The organism is Hydrogenophaga sp., assembly GCF_030373245.1.
GTDB lineage: Bacteria > Pseudomonadota > Gammaproteobacteria > Burkholderiales > Burkholderiaceae_C > Hydrogenophaga.
Genome location: NZ_JAUCZF010000006.1, coordinates 139,101 through 155,484 on the forward strand (window position 1 = coordinate 139,101; position 16,384 = coordinate 155,484).

Here is a 16,384-nt window from a genome sequence, read left to right on the forward strand (position 1 = left end):
ACACGGCCCACAGACCGATGGACTGCACCATTCCGGTACACCCGTCTTGAATACCAGAAGGGCATACCCGACAGATCAACATGGCACGGAATTCGCGTGGGTGATTCCATTCGCATCCCGCCCATGGTCAGCTCCACCCTCATCACCCAGCGCATCGTCGAAGCGGTTCTGGCGCAGCGCCTCGCACCCGGTACTCGCCTGGGCGAACAAAGCTTGGCACTGCTGTTCGACTGCAGCCGCACGCTGGTGCGCGAAGCCCTGGTCCGGCTGGCCGATCGAGGAATCGTCACCGTCAGCGCTCGCCGGGGCTGGTATGTGGTGCAGCCTTCACACGAAGAGGCGCGCGAGGCCTTCGAAGCACGCCGCGTCATTGAAACCGGACTGATTCGGCGCGCCAGGCCGCTGAACAAGCCGGCGCTCAAACGCCTGCAGCAACACCTGGCCGAGGAACGCTCGGCACTGAAAGGGGAAGACGTGGGGCAGCGCAGCTACCTGCTGGGCGACTTTCACGTTTGCCTGGCCGAATGCCTGGGCAACCATTTGCTTGCCGACACCTTGCGGGGCTTCACCGCCAAGACCACGCTGATTGCCATGCTCTACCAGAGCACCCACGACGCCATGCAGTCCTGCAGCGACCACGTGGCCATCGTCGACGCTTTGGCGCGCGGCGATATCGCCCAGGCCGAGCGGCTCATGGAAGAGCACATCGGCCAGGTGCAGGCCGCCCTGCGCCTGGCACCGGCTGAAGACCCCCTGGCCAGCTTGCGTGAAGCGCTCGCACCTGTCGGTGCCGCAACCCGGCCTCTGAAGCAAGAAGCCAACCGCAAAAAGATCCCTGTTACCCACCCTGTCACCGAAACCTACCTAGGAGCTGTTCTATGAAAACCCCTCGCCGCCTGCTGCTCGCTGCCGTTGCACTCACTGCGCTGTCTGCCCTGGGCAGCGCACAGGCCCAAACCGCACTCGACGACGTGATGAAGTCCAAAACCATCAAGATCGCCGTGCCTACCGATTTCCCTCCCTACGGCTTCGTGGGCACCGACCTGCAGCCCCAAGGTCTGGACGTGGACACCGCACGCCTGATTGCCGCCAAGCTGGGCGTGAAAGTCGAGCTGGTGCCCGTCACCAGCGCCAACCGCATCCCCTACCTGCAGACCCGAAAAGCCGATCTCGTGATCTCCACGCTGGGCAAGAACCCGGAGCGCGAAAAAGTCATCGACTTCACCGTGGCCTACTCACCGTTTTTCCAGGCCGTGTTTGGTCCCAAGAACATTGCACTGGCCTCGTTCGCCGACCTCGCAGGCAAGACCGTTGCCGTCACGCGCGGCGCCATCGAAGACCAGGAGCTGACCAAAGTGGTGCCGCCCACCGCCGACATCAAGCGCTTTGAAGACAACAACACCACGGTATCGGCCTTTGTGTCAGGCCAGGTGCAGTTCCTGGCCACGGGCGCCTCCGTGGCCGGCAACATGATGGCCCGCAACCCGCAACTCAGCGCCGAATACAAGCTGCTGCTCAAGGACAGCCCCAACTTCATTGGCGTGGCCAAAGGGGAAGATGCGCTGCGTGGCAAGGTCAATGAAATCATCCTGGCCGCCAAGAAGTCGGGCGAGATCGACGCCATGGCCAAGAAGTGGCTCGGCCGTCCTGCAGGCAATCTGCCTGAATGAGGTTGTTCTCCTCACCCTGCTTCACCATTCAGCGGGTCGCTGCCGTCCAAGGGGGCGGCTCGGCGATTGATCCAATGCATGCACAGAGCACCGGATTGCAGGCCTGAGTCGAGGACACCATGCGCATCGATCTGGACTTCATGGCCGTGCTGAGCCAGTGGCCGCTGCTGGCCACTGGCGTGCTCTGGACGCTGGGTCTGACCGCGATCTCGGCGGTGCTGGGTCTGGTGGTCGGCACGCTGTGCGCCTGGGCGCGCAACAGCGGCCCGGTCTGGCTGCGCTGGGTGGTGAGCGCCTACGTGGAGCTGATCCGCAACACGCCTTTCATTGTTCAGCTCTTTTTCGTCTTCTTTGGTCTGCCAGCGGCCGGCGTGAAGCTCACGCCCGAGCTGGCTTCGGTGATCGCCATGGTGATCAACCTGGGGGCCTATGCCGCCGAGATCGTGCGCGCCGGCATCGACGCCACCCCCAAGGGCCAGCTGGAAGCGGCGGCCAGCCTGGCACTGTCGCGCTTGCAGACCTTTGTGCATGTGGTGCTGCCGCCGGCATTCAAGAAAGTATGGCCTGCGCTCACCAGCCAGATCATCATCGTCATGCTCGGCTCGGCGGTCTGCGGCCAGATCTCCACCGAAGAGCTCAGCTTTGCAGCCAACCTGATCCAGAGCCGCAGTTTCCGCGCTTTCGAGGCCTTCATCGTCGCCACGGCGATCTACCTGCTGCTCTCGATCGGCGTGCGCGCCCTGCTCAACTGGGTGGGGCCGCGTTACCTGTTTGGAGGCCGCCGATGACATCGCGGCGGGCACCACACCATGGTTGACTTCACCCTCTGGGACATTGTGCGCAATCTGCTGCTGGCGGCGCGCTGGACGGTCGCGCTGTCGCTGATCGCCTTCATCGGCGGCGGTCTGGTGGGTCTGTTGCTGCTGGTGGCCCGCACGGCGCGCTGGCCGCTGGCCGAACCGCTGGTGGCCGGCTATGTGCAGCTGTTTCAGGGCACGCCGCTGCTCATGCAGCTGTTTCTGGCCTACTTTGGCCTGGCGCTGTTCGGTGTGGACACCTCGGCGTGGACGGCGGCGGCGGTCGCACTCACGCTCTACACCAGCGCGTTTCTGGCCGAGATCTGGCGCGGCTGTGTGGCTGCCGTGCCGCGAGGTCAGTGGGAAGCGGCGCAGAGCCTGGCACTGAGCTTTGGCGAGCAGCTGCGCTATGTGGTCCTGCCTCAGGCCACTCGCATTGCGATCGCGCCCACCGTGGGTTTTCTGGTGCAGGTGGTCAAGGGCACCGCACTGGCATCGGTGATCGGTTTTGTCGAACTCACCAAGGCAGGCACCCTGATCACCAACGCCACCTTTCAGCCGTTTCTGGTCTATGGCTGTGTGGCCCTCATGTATTTCGCGCTGTGCTTTCCCGTGAGCCTGTATGCGCGCCACCTGGAAAGGAAGCTGCATGCCCCTGGCTGAACCCACGCGCGCCGACGAAGCCCGGACATCCACCGCGCCGCCCATCGTCGACATCCACGGTTTGCGCAAATCGTTTGGCAGCAACGAGGTGCTCAAGGGCATCGACCTGCAGGTGCAGCCTGGTGAGGTGATCGCCGTGATTGGCAAGAGTGGCTCGGGCAAGAGCACGCTGTTGCGATGCATCAACGGTCTGGAAGCCTTTCAAGCCGGGTCGCTCAGTGTCGACGGCCAGCCGCTGCTGCACGGCAACGCCGCCGCCATGCGCGCGCTTCGCCAGCGCGTAGGCATGATCTTCCAGAGCTTCAACCTGTTCCCCCACCTCTCGGTGGGACGCAATGTGATGCTGGCGCCCGGGCTTGTGAAGAAGACCGACGCAACCACCGGTGAAGCCAAGGCGCGCCAGTTGCTCGATCGCGTTGGACTCGGTGAAAAGTTTGACGCCTTTCCTGACCAGCTCTCTGGTGGTCAACAGCAGCGCGTGGCGATTGCCCGCGCGCTCGCCATGGAGCCCAGCGTGCTGCTTTGCGACGAGATCACCTCGGCGCTCGACCCCGAGCTGGTGGGCGAGGTCTTGCGGGTGGTGGAGTCGCTGGCCACGGAGGGCATGACACTGCTCATGGTGACCCACGAAATGGCGTTTGCGCGCAAGGTGAGCAACCGCGTGATCTTCATGCACCAGGGCCGGGTGCACGAAATGGGGTCACCCGCTCAGCTGTTCGGGCAGCCACAGACGCCAGAACTGCAGCAATTTCTCTCGTCGATCAACGACTGATCCGGGCCACTCGGCGCGCGCTCAAGACGCCCGCTGCATCAGCGCGATCGCCTGCTGGCGCTCTCGCCAGGCCGCCTCGACCAGCGGGTCGGTCACGCCGTAGTGGCCGTGCCTGACCCGCATCAGCAAATTCGCACCCATGAGCTGGCCCAGCACCGCCTGCACCTCGGGCGCGGCCACATCGCGCCCCAGGGTGGCCGAGTAGGCCCGCAGTGCGTCGGTGGTGAAGAGGCCGCGCGCGTCGCCGTCCATGCCGCAGATGCGCGCAAACACCGCCTCGGCCAGCGCACCCAGCGCCTCCACTTTTTGCAGCTCGATGTCGGCCGCCGCCGCACTGAGCGCCTGAGCGATGGTGGGCAAATGCGTGTTCGCGTCGGTACCAACAGGCAGGCCGCGCAACACGTTGAGCGCCTTCATCAGCTCTTCGGGTCGGTGACCCATGGCGCGAAACGCCGCCTCGGTGACCTCGCCCGACGGCGTTTTGTCGCCCAGCTGCGGCTGCACCTGGGCCAGCACATGGTCCACAAATTCACGGCCCAGCAACGGAAACTCGTGGGTCACAGCGCCGTTGAACGCCTGGTTGCCCTTCACCGCCAGCTCCTGAACCCGGGCCCGGTGCGAACCGGTTCCCACAAACAGGAAGTGGCCGGGCGTGGCGGGGCGGGTGTTGATGGCGTCGCGCGTGGCTTTGAGCGCATGCAGCATCGCGTCGCCTTCGGTGTGGCCCAGCGCATGCTGCACCTCGTCCACGATCAGCACCACATCGGTCTGCGCCTGGTCCACCACCTCGGTGAAGGCCTGGGCCAGGCTCACACCACCGGGCTTGCCCAGCTCCGCCAGCTTGAACCCGAAGCTGAAACCCGCCACCCCCAGGTCGAGCCCGGTCACGCTTTTCAGGCGCTTGAGCAACCCCGAGCCCGGTGCCTGCAGCTCGCCCAGCGCCTTGCGGATAGCGGCATGCACCAGTTCGGCCGGGTTGGCCTGCGGCTGGCTCCAGAGGTCCACATAAATCACCACCGCGCCCAGCGCCTCCAGCGCCGGGATCAGGTCGCTGGCCAGAAACGTGGTCTTGCCCACCCGCCGCTGACCAGAAAGGAACAGGCCCGAGCGCAGGCTGGTGTCCAGAAACGAAGGCCGCAGCAGCTGCTGCGCCATCTGCGCGGCCAGGGCTGAGCGATGGTAGGTGGCGGTGCTCATGGCTGCAGTTTATGGCGTTTTAGGAAATTTCCATAAATATCGGCAATCTCTAAAAATACCCAAACGCGCTGCGCACCAGCCAGTCAGCGCGCAGCACAGATCTTGCACAGGAGAGCGAGCGCGCTCAGTCCTGCAACGCCGCCCACATCTCTTTGTCGCGCTCGGCGGTCCAGATGCGGGGGTTCTTGATGCCCTGGGCTTCGTCGTAAGCACGGGAGACGTCAAACGGCAGGCAGTGTTCGTAGATGAACACATGGCCAAACACCGGGTCCATGCTCTGGCGGGTGTGGGCCATGGCGGCTTTCAGGTCCATGCCGGCTGCAGCGGCTTCCTTGCCGGCCTGGAACAGGGTGGTGACCCAGCGCTTGGTGTAGTCGAGCGCCTTGTTGACCTGGGCATTGCCCTTCATGGCTTCGCCGCGGCCGGGCACGAGGAACTCGGCCTTGAGCATGCGAAGAGCCTCCAGCGTGGCGGGCCACTCTTCGAGCTGGGCGTCGCCGGTGTAGACGCCAGCTTCGTACTCCACCAGGTCGCCGCTGAACAGCACTTTTTCGTCTTCCACCCAGGCAATGGTGTCGCCACGCGTGTGGCCCGGTCCGGGATGCCAGATCTGCACCACCACACCACCGAGGTTGATGGAAAGCTTGCCCGGCACGGCACCCAGGGTCGGGTCACCGCCGCCGATCACCATGCTCGGCCAGGTCAGGCCGGGGATGGAGTTGGCGCCGCGGAACAGGCGCGGAAAACGCTCCATCTCGCTCTTCATGTCTTGCTCACCACGCTCGCGGATCAGCTCCAGCGTGCCTTGGCTGGCGATGATCTCGGTGGCACCTTCGGCCACATAGGCACTCGCGCCGAGCACACGCACCGCGTGGTAGTGCGTGAGCAGCACGTACTTGATCGGCTTCTTGCTCACTTTGCGGATCTGCTTGATCAGGTCCGTGGCCATGGCAGGGGTGGCAGTGGCGTCGCTGACGAGGATGCAGTCCTCGCCCATGATGACGCCCGAGTTGGGATCGCCCTCGGCGGTGTAGGCCCAGCAATGGGGGCTGAGTTGTTCGAAGGTGGTCTTTTTCTCGGCAAGATCGGCCTGGGAGGCAAAGGCTTTGCTCATGGGGGGTCTCCTGGGGTGGGTGCAACGGCTCGGCAAGTGCAACCGCAAATTTTACCTAATCGAAATGCATTACGCATGATTGAATGACCAAGGACTGACGGGTTCAGCCCGCAAGGCCTTTTTCCAGCACCGTGACCACTTCGTCGGCAAACGCGCTGTAGCTCATGGAGCCGCCTGGTCGCAGCCAGGTGAAGGTCCAGTTGATCATGCCGAACAGCATCATGGTGAGCGCGGTCTGGTTGGCCGGCGTCATGCGCTCCGGGTAGGCTCGCCGCAGGAAGCGGGTGAAAGCGGCGACCACGTCGCGCTGGCGGTTCAGGATGAGTTCGCGCTGGACTTCGCCGAGGAACTTGGTGTCGGAAACCAGGGCGGCATGGCGCGTGGCGGAGTGTTCGTACTCGGCCAGAAAGGCATGCACCAGCTCGGCCAGCGCATCGCGCTCGCTCAGGTTTTTGCGCTGCGCCCGCGCCTCGGATTCGCCGATCAGGGCCAGCAGGCGCTGGGTGTAGCGGTCCAGCAGATCGAACAGGATGGCTTCCTTGCTCTCGTAGTAGTGGTAGAGCCGCGCCTTGCTGGTGCCGCAGGCGGCAGCGATGTCGTTCATGCTGGCAGCAGGAAAGCTCTGGCGTGCGAAACAGCTCGCAGCGATGTCGAGAATTTGCTCGCGCTTGATGTCGTGGGAGGCGGATTTGGGACGGGCCATACCGGATTCTCCCACCCCGCTGCAGGCCGGTGTGGCTCAGGCGGTGAGTGCGCGCCACAGGCCCCTGAGCGTGAGCAACTTGCCCGGATTGGTGGTCTCTTCCAGCGCACCGCTCATCTTGCTCAACAACCAAGGGCTTCGGCGCGCACGCCAGATCATCAGATCGGTGATCCAGGGATGGCGGTTGACGAGATTGGCCCTTTCGTACAACTGGAACTGTGGGCGCAATGCCGACAGCAGGGCTTCGTACTGCCGCAACACATCGTCATCGCAAATGCCCGCCTCACGGCCCTTCAGCAAGAGCTCGGCGGCACCGATGGCGCTCTCCATGGCCTTGCCGATGCCTTCGCCGGTAAGCGAGTAGGTGGTGCCCGCGGCCTCGCCGATCACCATGAGGCCCGGACGGCCGAAACGGGCGCCATTCAGCGTGGTGCGCAAGGGCGCGCCTTTCATGGTGCCCAGCAGGCTGCCGCCTGCCATGAGCTCGCGGGCCGGTGCATGAACGCGCACGAACTCGTCCATCAGGTGGCGCAGATTGGGCGAGCGCCTGGCTCGACCGGAACGCAGCGAGGGCTGAGCGTCCATGGTGCACACACCGATGTTGAACACACCATCTGGGCAGGGAAAAATCCAGCCATAGCCGCCAGCCAGCGCCCGATGCCAGACGATCTGCAGACGGTCGATGCGCCCAACCATGGCTTCGTTCTTCACGTAGCCACGCATCGCCACCCCGCTGGGTGACTGCCGGGTCGACATGCCGGCGACCATGAGACCCTGCGGCACGGCACCGGTGGCCAGCAGCACCCACCGGGCGCGCACGCTGTGCTCGCGTTCGCCCTGCGCCAGCCGGGCACCAACCACCTCGCCGTGGCTCTCGATGGGAGCAAGCAGACGCAGCGGCGCGAACATGCGAGCACCCGCCGCCACCGCGTTGCGCAGCAGCAGCTGGTCCAGCTCGCGACGCGGCAACACCGCGAGCGACCCCGGCACGTCAATCGCCTGGCCGCGCGTGCCCACGCAGGTCACATGGCTGCAGTGCACGGCCTGCGCCATCACCTCGTCAAACACACCCAGGCGCCGCAAGGCCCGGTGCGCGTCGGGGATGAGGCCATCACCACACACCTTTTCGCGCGGGAAACAGTGCTGGTCGACCACCACCACGTCCAGCCCGCCACGCGCGAGCAACATCGCCGCCGCGCTGCCCGCTGGGCCTGCACCGATCACGAGCACGTCGCAGGATTCGGGCAGCAGGTCGGGTGACAGGTTCATGGCTTCAGGTTGCTGGATCTGGGCTGGCGAAGCCGGCGGGGATGCGATGCATACGGCCAGCGGGTTGGCGAGATCATAGGGGCAGCAACAAACCTGGCCTCTGGCATCGCGCAGCAGAGCCGGATCGGCGGCATTCTGGGGTCAATCGGTCTGCGGATCGCGCTACTCGCGGCAGCCCTTCGACAAGCTCGGTGGGAACGGTTGAGGGAGTTTCGGCCTGAAGCCAATCCCTTTCGGGTTGAGTCTGTCAAAGCGTTGCACCAGGTGGTCGCAACCGAACGGCTTGGGTACGATGCGTCCGTGCCCAAACCGATCACCGACCCTTTCGTGCTGCACGCCTGCGAGCTGCTGTCTTGCCTGGGGCCTTGTGTGGCCAAGCGCATGTTTGGTGGCTGGGGTATTTCGGTGGACGGAATGAACGTGGCCCTCATTGCCTGGGACACGCTGTACCTGAAGACCAACGCCGACACCGAGCCAACATGGCTGGCCGCGGGCTGTGAGCCCTTCATCTACGAGGCCAAAGGCAAACCGATGAAGCTGAACTACCACACGCCGCCCGCAGAGGCCTTGGAATCGCTCGCGCTGATGGCGCCATGGGCACGGCTCGCGATGGCTGCCGCGGTGGCAGCGCGCAAACCGGCGCCGCGCCGCAAGCCGGCATCACGACCGAAGTGATTCCAGCGGCGAGAGCACCCGCCCTCGCCCAGCCACGAGGTAGTCGCTGTACCCCAGCAGTCCGCGCAGCACGCGGGCGACCGCCGTGGCGGTCTGCCTCAGCGCAGCACCCAGTTCGCGGGCGGGCGACAGCACTTCGCGGTCAAACCGGCCCTGTCTTGCCGGGGCTGCTGCGACAGACCAGTCGAAGTGCACCGGCGCCGTGTCGCCAGGGCTGGCCAACGGTTCCAGGACCAGGCGGGTCCCGGCCGGCACGGTCAGCATATCGCCGGGCCCCAGGAAACGGTCGCCCGCGCTCTCGGGCGTGGCGCCGACAGGCTGGCCCTGGGTCACCCACACCTTCCCACAGAAGATGCGCAGCACAGCGGTCTGTTTCGGGCGCAGGCTCATGGCATGGCCGGGATGCAGGCGCCAGGTTCCGATGGCCTGACGGCAGCTTGAGGCAATGGCTGGATGTGACATGGAGACCTCCTGTGAATTCGATGTGGGTGTCATCTTCTCGCCAGGTAGCCGCCGGGTCCAATGAAATGGCGCTAAGCTATTGATTCGATAAGCGCATTAATCTTCCGGCCAACGACCATGCAGCTCACCTCCAGTCATCCCCGCACCCGGCCGATCTCCGCCGGCCACCTGCGCGCCTTCGACGCTGTAGCGCGGCACCTGAACTTTCGCGCCGCCGCCGAAGAGCTTTCCCTCACGCAGAGCGCCGTCAGCCGACAGATCCAGGCACTGGAAGACGAGGTTGGCACTGCACTCTTCCTGCGCCACACGCGTGCCGTCGAACTCACCAGCGCGGGCTCGCGACTGCTGCGCGCGGCGGGCATGGCGCTGGAGCGCATTGATGCGGCGGTGAGGCAAATCCGCCAGAGCGCCGGACGCAAGAGCGTGGCCGTCACCACCTGGGCTTCATTCGCCTCGATGTGGCTGATTCCCCGGCTGGAGGCTTTCCAGCGTGAGCACCCGGACATCGACATCCGCATCGATGCTTCTGACGCCACCGTGGACCTCAGTACCGCCGACGTGGACTTGGCGCTGCGCTACGCCGTGCCACAGGCCATGCCCACGGGGGCCATCCGCCTGTTTGGCGAACAACTCACGCCCGTGGCCAGCCCCTGGCTGCTGAAGGAGCACCGCGTCGCCCAGCTGAAAGACCTGGCCAACGTCACTCTGATCGAAGCGGGCGACGCCCACCGCACGCGCCACCTGGAATGGCTGACCTGGCAGCGCTGGCTGGACACCTTTGTCAACGCGGCCGCAGCGACCGGCACAGGCCAGGGCAAGGCTACCGTATCGTCGCGGACGAACAAGACCAAGTTCACACCGCAGCGCTGGCTGTACTTCAACTACGCCCACCAGATCGTACAGGCCGCGCTCACTGGCCAGGGCGTGGCGCTGGCGCGGCTGCCGCTGGTGGCAGAGAGCCTGGCCAGTGGTGACCTGGTCGAACCCCTGCCGCAGATGCGGCTGGACTCGCCCCTGGTGTACTGGCTGGTCCTGGCGCCGCGCGGCGTGCAGCGCCCGGAGGTCAAGGCCTTCTGCGACTGGCTGCTGGCGCAGGCGGCCGAAACGCGCGAAGCGATCGGCGATGTGCCCGATCCCGACACGGTGGACCATATGGATTGATCTCCCTGCGCCGCACTGCGTGCGTCACCCCCAACGAGGTGGCGCTGGCCGGCTGGCAAGGCCAGATCGGCAGCAGCCTGAACGGAATTCCCCCTCCTTGTCCCACGCTTTGGATACGCCCTACCTCTTTCCTTCATGACGTCTTCTGATCTGCTCGCGCGCGGCAACCTGAAAAGCATCACCGCGATGGTGGTCGCAGTGGGTTGCTTTGCGCTGATGGACACGGTGCTCAAGCTGCTCTCGGCGCGTTACCCCTCGCTGCAGATCGCGGCTTTGCGTGGCTTGAGTGGCTTGCCGCTGATCCTCGGATTCATCACCGTGCGCCGCGCCTGGGGCACGGTGTGGCGCGTGCGCTGGCCGCTGCATGTGTTGCGCGGTCTGCTGGGCATTGCCATGCTGGCGCTGTTCACCACCGGTGTGCGTGAACTGCCGCTGGCCGCCGCGTACACGCTGTTTTTCATCGCGCCGCTGCTCATCACCATGTTGTCGGTGCCGGTGCTGGGCGAGCGCGTGCCAGCGGCGCACTGGTGGGTGATTGGCATCGGCTTCATCGGCGTGCTGATCGCACTGCAGCCGCGCGGCGAAGACTTGCAGGCGGGCTTGGTCACCGTCGGCGGCCTGGCGGTGCTGGGAGCAGCGGCGTGCTACGCGGTGGCCGCCGTGGTGGGCCGTCTGTCCAGCCGCACCGACAGCACCGAGAGCATGGTGCTGTGGATGATGGTGATCGTGGCGGTGGGTGCGAGCGCGCTGGCCTGGCCTCGCTGGGTGCCTTTGCAGGCAAGCGACTGGCCGCTGCTGCTGGCCCTGGGCGTCACCGGCTTTTGCGGTCAGCTCGCGATCACCGTGGCCTTTCGCCACGGCCAGGCGTCGGCCGTGGCCCCATTTGAATACACCGCGCTGGCCTGGGGCGTAGGCCTGGACTGGCTGATCTGGCAGACGCTGCCGATGTCACACACCTGGCTGGGTGCGGCGATCATCGTGGGCAGCGGCATCTACCTGGTGCGCAGAGAAAAGCGCATCACGCAAGCGCACGCGACTGCCGAGCACCCCTGACGGCCGCGGATCACTGCGCCATGCGCAAGCCCTCGTCCACGTAGCGGTAAACCTCGTCAGGAATCAGCTTGTGCTGGTTGTAGGTGCGATGCCGCACCTGGCCCAGGCGCACCACCACCAGCTGGGCCGAAGGCACGACGATCACGTATTGCCCCAGGTGGCCTTGCAGGAAGTAGAAGGGTGCCTGGTAGTCCGGGTCCATCCACAGGCTGTGGCCGTAGTAGTTCACGAAGCCATTGGGTCGAACCATCTGCTGAACAAACTCGGCCGGCAACAGTTGCTGCTCTCCCCATAGCCCACCTTGCAGCAGCAGCTGCCCCAGGCGCGCGAAATTGCGCGCCGAGCTGTGGATGCAGCAATAGGCCATCTCCATGCCACCTTGGGCACGCGGGCGGTCCAGGCTCCAGCTGGCGTCACCCTCCATGCCCATGGGCTGCCAGAAGCGGCTCGCCAGGTAGGTGGAGAGCGTGAGTTCGGGCTGGCGCGCCTGCAACGCCCGCTGCAGCGCCAGCGCCAGCACCTGCGTGGACGCGCTGCTGTATTCGAACTCCGCTCCAGGATCGCGCTCAAAGCCTTGCGCAAGCACGGTGCCGGTGACATCGCCGCCGAAATACAGCTTCGTGGTCGGGTTGAGCGGCAGGTAGTAGTGCTCGGTCCACTCGTGGCCCGAGGTCATGGCCGAGAGCTGGGCCAGCGTGGCCTTCGATCCCCTCGGGTCGGTCGCGTATTCAGGCAGGTAGAGGGAGAGCGGCGTGTCAAAACTCGGAATGAAGCCATCGGCCACGGCCGCGCCGGTCAGCATCGTGACAACCGTCTTGGCCATTGAGAACGAATTGGTCTGGCTGGTGGCGGTGTAGGGCGCGAAGTAGGTTTCGTGCAGCAACTTGCCCTGGTGGATCACCAGGAAGGCCGCCGATCGTTCGGCCTGCAGGGACTGCAGCAGATCGGGTGCGATGCGGGTCTGGGCGGCGCGATCGTCCTGCAGCCAGGGCTTGGCAATGGTCGAGGGCACGGCCGCCTGCTCGAAGTTGGCCGCGTCGTCGATGTGCGCGGTGTTGTGACCATCAAGGTAGGTGTAGCGCAGCGCGGTCCAAAAATAGCTGTGACCGCCGAACTGGATGTAGACCGCCAGCACCCCGATCAGCAACAACAAGGCACCCAACCCGCGCGCGATCCAGCGCATCGCCGGGGCTTTCATCGGCGCTGCTCTGGCCACATCACACCGGTGTCGGTGATGATGGCGTCCAGCGGCACATCGTGGATCTCGGGCTGGAGCTCGGGCAACCAGGCAAAGTCATAACCCAGGCCCACGGTGAAGGGTTTGGGCTGCAGGCTGGCCAAGGTGCGGTCGTAAAAACCGCCGCCGTAACCGAGCCGGAAGCCCCCGGGCCCATAGCCCACACACGGCACAAAGATCAGCGTTGGCGTCACGGTTTCGGTGTCCTTGGGCTTGGGGATGCCATAGGCGTCCTCTTCCATCGGACAGCCGGGGTACCAGGTGTAGAAGGTCAGCGTTTTGTCCACCTTGTTGACCACCGGCAGGCCGATGCGTCGGTGCCGCTGCGCGCTCTTGGCATCCTCCTCCAGGCCAGCTTCCTGCCAGCGAAACAGCGCGGGCAGCGGATCGAACTCGCCTTTGATGGGCCAGTAGGCGCCGATCACCGCATCGGGCCGCTCGATCAGCCACACGCGCATCACCCGTTGCAGCATGTCGTTGCGCCAGGCGCGATCTGCCAGCGTCTGGCGTTTGTCAATCAATGACTTGCGCCAGGCGGCTTTCTGACTCTGCAAGGAACTCTGGCCGTCTTTGTTGTCCATAATCAATCTATGACATTGCGAAGCGTTCGATACCTGAAAACCCTGCGGGGCTTCGCGGCCATTATGGCGTTGCTGTGCCTCACAGGACCGGGTTGGGCGCAGACCAGTGGGGATACCACCCTGCTGGAGATGCGCGAAGCCTTCCGCCGCGGCAACACCACCACACTGGCCACCCTGCTGCCCCAGGTGCGCGGCCATGTGCTGGAGCCGCTCGCCGGCTACTGGGAAGCCCGCAGCCGGCTGGATACCGCCACGCCCGAACAGATGCGCGCCGCGCTGGCCCGCCACCCCGGCAGCTACTGGGAGGACCGCCTGCGCAACGACTGGCTGCTGCACCTGGGCAAGCAGCGCGACTGGACGAATTTCGCTGCCGAACTGCCGCGCTTTCGCATGAACGACGACCGCCAGGTGCAGTGCTACGCGCTGCTGCTGGACGCGGTCAACCTGCGCACCCCGGCGGCCGAGGTGGCGCCGCAGGTGCAGCAACGCTGGCTGCAGCAGCGCGATGCGGACGATGGCTGCTCCACCGCCGCCCAGGCGTTGCTCGACAGCGGTCACCTCAAGCCGGCCGCGGCCTGGGAACGAGCCCGCCTGGCCATTGAAGTCGGTCGCACCCGCGTGGCCACCCAGGCCGTGGGTCTGCTCGACCCAGACTGGGCCATCACGGTCGAGTCGATTGCCAAAGATCCCGCCAAATACCTCGATGAAAAGATCACCGCCATCCGCCCGCGCACCAAGGAGCTGGTGACGCTGGCCATGATCCGCCTGGCCAGTCAGGACCCGGACGCTGCCGCGCAGGAGATGGACCGTACCCGCTGGAAAGCCCAGCTCACGCAGGAGGAGCGCAGCTGGGTCTGGGGCGTGATTGGCAAGCGCTCCGCGCAGCGCCTGCAGGACAACGCGCTGAACCACTTCGCCAATGGCCAGCCCCGATTCATGACAGACGATCACCTGGCCTGGAAAGCGCGCGCCGCACTCAGGGCAGGCGCCTGGGGCCATGTGCAGGAAGCCGTGGCAGCCATGAGCCCCGAGCAACAGCGGGAGCCGGTCTGGGTCTACTGGAAGGCGCGCGCCATCGAGTCGCTCAGACAACCCGATGCGGTGCAGGCGGTGGCCCAGGCGCGCGAACTGTTCGCCTCCATCGCCTCGGTGCAAGGCTTTTACGAACAGCTCGCACTGGAGCAGCTGGGCCGCAGCATCACCGTACCGCCGCCAACGGCCCCGCTCACGCCGCAGGAAATCGCCGAAGCCCGCAACGATGTGGCGCTGCAGCGAGCGCTGGCGGCGATTCGCCTGGGGCTGCGCAGCGAGGGCGTGCGCGAATGGAACTACGAGGTTGCGCTGCACACGCCGGGCGGCATGACCGAGCGCGAGCTGCTCGCCGCAGCACATCTGGCCTGCCAGAACGAGGTCTGGGACCGCTGCATCAACACCAGCGAACGCACGCCTCAGGCGCGCGACCACGCGCAGCGCTTTCCGATGCCGCACCAGGCTGCCGTGGTGAGGCGCGCGAATCAGATCGGCCTGGACCCGGCTTATGTCTATGGCCTGATCCGCCAGGAGAGCCGCTTCGTGATGGACGCGCGCTCGGGCGTGGGCGCCTCGGGTCTGATGCAGGTCATGCCAGCTACCGCACGCTGGACCGCGCGCAAGATCGGGCTGACCGAATTCCGTCCGCACCAGATCACCGAGCTGGACACCAACATTGCCATCGGCACCGCCTACCTCAAGCTCGCACTCGACGACTTCGAGGGCTCGCTGCCCATGGCGGCCGCAGCCTACAACGCCGGCCCCAACCGCCCGCGCGCCTGGCGCAACGGGCCGGTCCTGGCGGCCGAGATCTGGGCCGAGAACATTCCCTTCGACGAAACGCGCGACTATGTGCAGCGCGTGTTGTCCAACACCGTCAACTACGCAGCGCTCATCTCTGGCCAGCCGCAATCCCTGCGTGCCCGACTGGGCGAAGTGGGCCCGCTGCCGGTCAATGCCGCCATCAATCGCGACCTGCCCTGAAGGCCTTCAAGTCCACGTCTCTGCATGAAAAACATCCTGGTTCTGGGTGGCACCGGCTTTGTCGGTCGCCACGTGTGCGAAAAGCTTCAGCGTCAAGGCTGGTCCATCACCGTGCCCACACGCCGGGCCATCAACGCCAAGGCGGTGCAGCACCTGCCCCGCCTGACGGTGCTGGAAGCCGACGTGCACGACGAAGCGACGCTGACGCGCCTGCTGCAAACCCACGACGCGGTGGTGAACCTGATCGCCATCCTGCACGGCAGCGAAGCCGCTTTTGAGCGCACCCATGTGACCCTGCCGCAGACACTGGCGCGCGCCTGCAAGGCCAGCGGCGTGACGCGGCTGGTGCACGTGAGCGCGCTTGGCGTCGGGCTCGACAGCCCATCGCGCTACCAGCGCAGCAAGGCGCGCGGCGAAGAACTGTTGCGCCGCGCCGGACTGGATCTGACCATCCTGCGTCCGAGCGTGATCTTTGGCGCAGGCGATCGCTTCCTCAACCTTTTTGCCCAGTTGCAGGCTGTGTTCCCGGTTGTGCCCCTGGCCGGTGCGCACGCGCGCTTCCAGCCTGTCTGGGTGGAGGACGTCGCGCAAGCCGTGGTGGCCTGCCTGAAGGACACTGGCATGCCCATGAGCACGGTGGGCCAGACCTTTGAATGCGCCGGGCCCGAGGTGCTTACCCTGGCCGATCTGGTGCGCATCTCCGGGCGCCATGGCAGCAAACAGCGCCCGGTGCTGCCGCTGCCCATGGCGATTGGTCGCCTGCAGGCGATGATGATGGAGCTCGCGCCCGGCGAGCCCCTGATGAGCCGCGACAACCTGGACGCGATGTCGGTCGACAACGTGGCCAGCGGCCAGTGGCCAGGCCTGAGTTCGCTGGGCATCACGCCCGCATCGGTGCATACCGTCGCTCCCACCTACCTGGGCACGCGCGGTGGGCGCAGCAGCCTGCTCAAGGCGCGCGCCGGCAGATCCTCGCGCTGAGTCGAAAAAAATCCACCCGGCCTTTCAGCGCGGGTG

17 protein-coding genes are annotated in these 16,384 nt (G+C 65.6%); 10 read left to right on the top strand and 7 right to left on the bottom strand.

Features of this window, described 5'->3' with window-relative positions; genetic code table 11:
- The first annotated feature begins 123 nt into the window (after nucleotides 1–123).
- The 5 genes from QUV25_RS14590 (at nucleotide 124) to QUV25_RS14610 (ending at nucleotide 3,902) form a co-directional block, all read left to right on the top strand.
- A complete protein-coding gene (locus QUV25_RS14590; RefSeq protein WP_300865242.1) occupies nucleotides 124–882 on the top strand; it encodes a GntR family transcriptional regulator in 759 nt (252 codons plus the stop codon).
- Nucleotides 879–1,670 carry a transporter substrate-binding domain-containing protein gene (locus QUV25_RS14595; RefSeq protein ID WP_300864998.1) on the top strand — a complete coding sequence of 264 codons (792 nt, stop codon included), beginning with the start codon at nucleotides 879–881 and terminating at the stop codon, nucleotides 1,668–1,670. The genes QUV25_RS14590 and QUV25_RS14595 overlap by 4 nt, the downstream gene beginning before the upstream one ends.
- Before the next feature lie 119 nt (nucleotides 1,671–1,789).
- Complete coding sequence (locus tag QUV25_RS14600) at nucleotides 1,790–2,458, top strand: amino acid ABC transporter permease (protein WP_300864999.1); 669 nt, start codon at nucleotides 1,790–1,792, stop codon at nucleotides 2,456–2,458.
- A 21-nt stretch (nucleotides 2,459–2,479) separates the two neighbouring features.
- Nucleotides 2,480–3,130 (top strand): amino acid ABC transporter permease, encoded by a 651-nt coding sequence (locus QUV25_RS14605; RefSeq protein ID WP_300865000.1) that lies wholly within the window; start codon nucleotides 2,480–2,482, stop codon nucleotides 3,128–3,130.
- On the top strand, nucleotides 3,117–3,902 hold the full coding sequence (locus tag QUV25_RS14610; RefSeq protein ID WP_300865001.1) for an amino acid ABC transporter ATP-binding protein: 786 nt from the start codon (nucleotides 3,117–3,119) through the stop codon (nucleotides 3,900–3,902). Before QUV25_RS14605 ends, QUV25_RS14610 begins: the two co-directional genes overlap by 14 nt.
- A gap of 21 nt (nucleotides 3,903–3,923) precedes the next feature.
- Here the strand turns inward: QUV25_RS14610 and QUV25_RS14615 are convergent, their stop codons facing one another.
- From QUV25_RS14615 to QUV25_RS14630, 4 genes are all read right to left on the bottom strand, one after another.
- Nucleotides 3,924–5,099, bottom strand: a complete 1,176-nt coding sequence (locus QUV25_RS14615) for an AAA family ATPase (protein ID WP_300865003.1) — start codon at nucleotides 5,097–5,099, stop codon at nucleotides 3,924–3,926.
- 124 nt (nucleotides 5,100–5,223) lie between these two features.
- Complete coding sequence (locus tag QUV25_RS14620; RefSeq protein WP_300865004.1) at nucleotides 5,224–6,213, bottom strand: MBL fold metallo-hydrolase; 990 nt, start codon at nucleotides 6,211–6,213, stop codon at nucleotides 5,224–5,226.
- Between the two features lie 103 nt (nucleotides 6,214–6,316).
- A complete protein-coding gene (locus tag QUV25_RS14625; RefSeq protein WP_300865006.1) occupies nucleotides 6,317–6,916 on the bottom strand; it encodes a TetR/AcrR family transcriptional regulator in 600 nt (199 codons plus the stop codon).
- A 36-nt stretch (nucleotides 6,917–6,952) separates the two neighbouring features.
- Nucleotides 6,953–8,185, bottom strand: coding sequence for an NAD(P)/FAD-dependent oxidoreductase (locus tag QUV25_RS14630; RefSeq protein ID WP_300865007.1), 1,233 nt, complete (start codon nucleotides 8,183–8,185; stop codon nucleotides 6,953–6,955).
- A 300-nt stretch (nucleotides 8,186–8,485) separates the two neighbouring features.
- Between QUV25_RS14630 and QUV25_RS14635 the strand changes: the two genes are divergently transcribed.
- Nucleotides 8,486–8,860, top strand: coding sequence for a TfoX/Sxy family protein (locus QUV25_RS14635; RefSeq protein ID WP_300865009.1), 375 nt, complete (start codon nucleotides 8,486–8,488; stop codon nucleotides 8,858–8,860).
- Here QUV25_RS14635 and QUV25_RS14640 read toward each other — a convergent pair.
- Complete coding sequence (locus tag QUV25_RS14640; protein ID WP_300865010.1) at nucleotides 8,846–9,322, bottom strand: DUF2917 domain-containing protein; 477 nt, start codon at nucleotides 9,320–9,322, stop codon at nucleotides 8,846–8,848. The genes QUV25_RS14635 and QUV25_RS14640 overlap by 15 nt on opposite strands.
- Before the next feature lie 117 nt (nucleotides 9,323–9,439).
- On the opposite strand from QUV25_RS14640, the gene QUV25_RS14645 reads away from it, so the two are divergent.
- A complete protein-coding gene (locus QUV25_RS14645) occupies nucleotides 9,440–10,483 on the top strand; it encodes a LysR substrate-binding domain-containing protein (protein WP_300865011.1) in 1,044 nt (347 codons plus the stop codon).
- 135 nt (nucleotides 10,484–10,618) lie between these two features.
- Nucleotides 10,619–11,536, top strand: coding sequence for a DMT family transporter (locus QUV25_RS14650; RefSeq protein WP_300865012.1), 918 nt, complete (start codon nucleotides 10,619–10,621; stop codon nucleotides 11,534–11,536).
- A gap of 10 nt (nucleotides 11,537–11,546) precedes the next feature.
- Here the strand turns inward: QUV25_RS14650 and QUV25_RS14655 are convergent, their stop codons facing one another.
- Together QUV25_RS14655 and QUV25_RS14660 are read right to left on the bottom strand one after the other, a co-directional pair.
- Nucleotides 11,547–12,734, bottom strand: a complete 1,188-nt coding sequence (locus tag QUV25_RS14655) for a serine hydrolase (protein WP_300865014.1) — start codon at nucleotides 12,732–12,734, stop codon at nucleotides 11,547–11,549.
- The gene (locus QUV25_RS14660) at nucleotides 12,731–13,354 is read right to left on the bottom strand and encodes a 5-formyltetrahydrofolate cyclo-ligase (RefSeq protein ID WP_300865015.1); all 624 of its coding nucleotides are present in this window, start codon (nucleotides 13,352–13,354) and stop codon (nucleotides 12,731–12,733) included. Before QUV25_RS14660 ends, QUV25_RS14655 begins: the two co-directional genes overlap by 4 nt.
- Nucleotides 13,355–13,363: 9 nt before the next feature.
- On the opposite strand from QUV25_RS14660, the gene QUV25_RS14665 reads away from it, so the two are divergent.
- Both QUV25_RS14665 and QUV25_RS14670 read left to right on the top strand, forming a co-directional pair.
- On the top strand, nucleotides 13,364–15,367 hold the full coding sequence (locus QUV25_RS14665; RefSeq protein WP_300865017.1) for a lytic transglycosylase domain-containing protein: 2,004 nt from the start codon (nucleotides 13,364–13,366) through the stop codon (nucleotides 15,365–15,367).
- Between the two features lie 24 nt (nucleotides 15,368–15,391).
- Complete coding sequence (locus QUV25_RS14670) at nucleotides 15,392–16,348, top strand: complex I NDUFA9 subunit family protein (RefSeq protein WP_300865019.1); 957 nt, start codon at nucleotides 15,392–15,394, stop codon at nucleotides 16,346–16,348.
- Nucleotides 16,349–16,384: the final 36 nt, after the last annotated feature.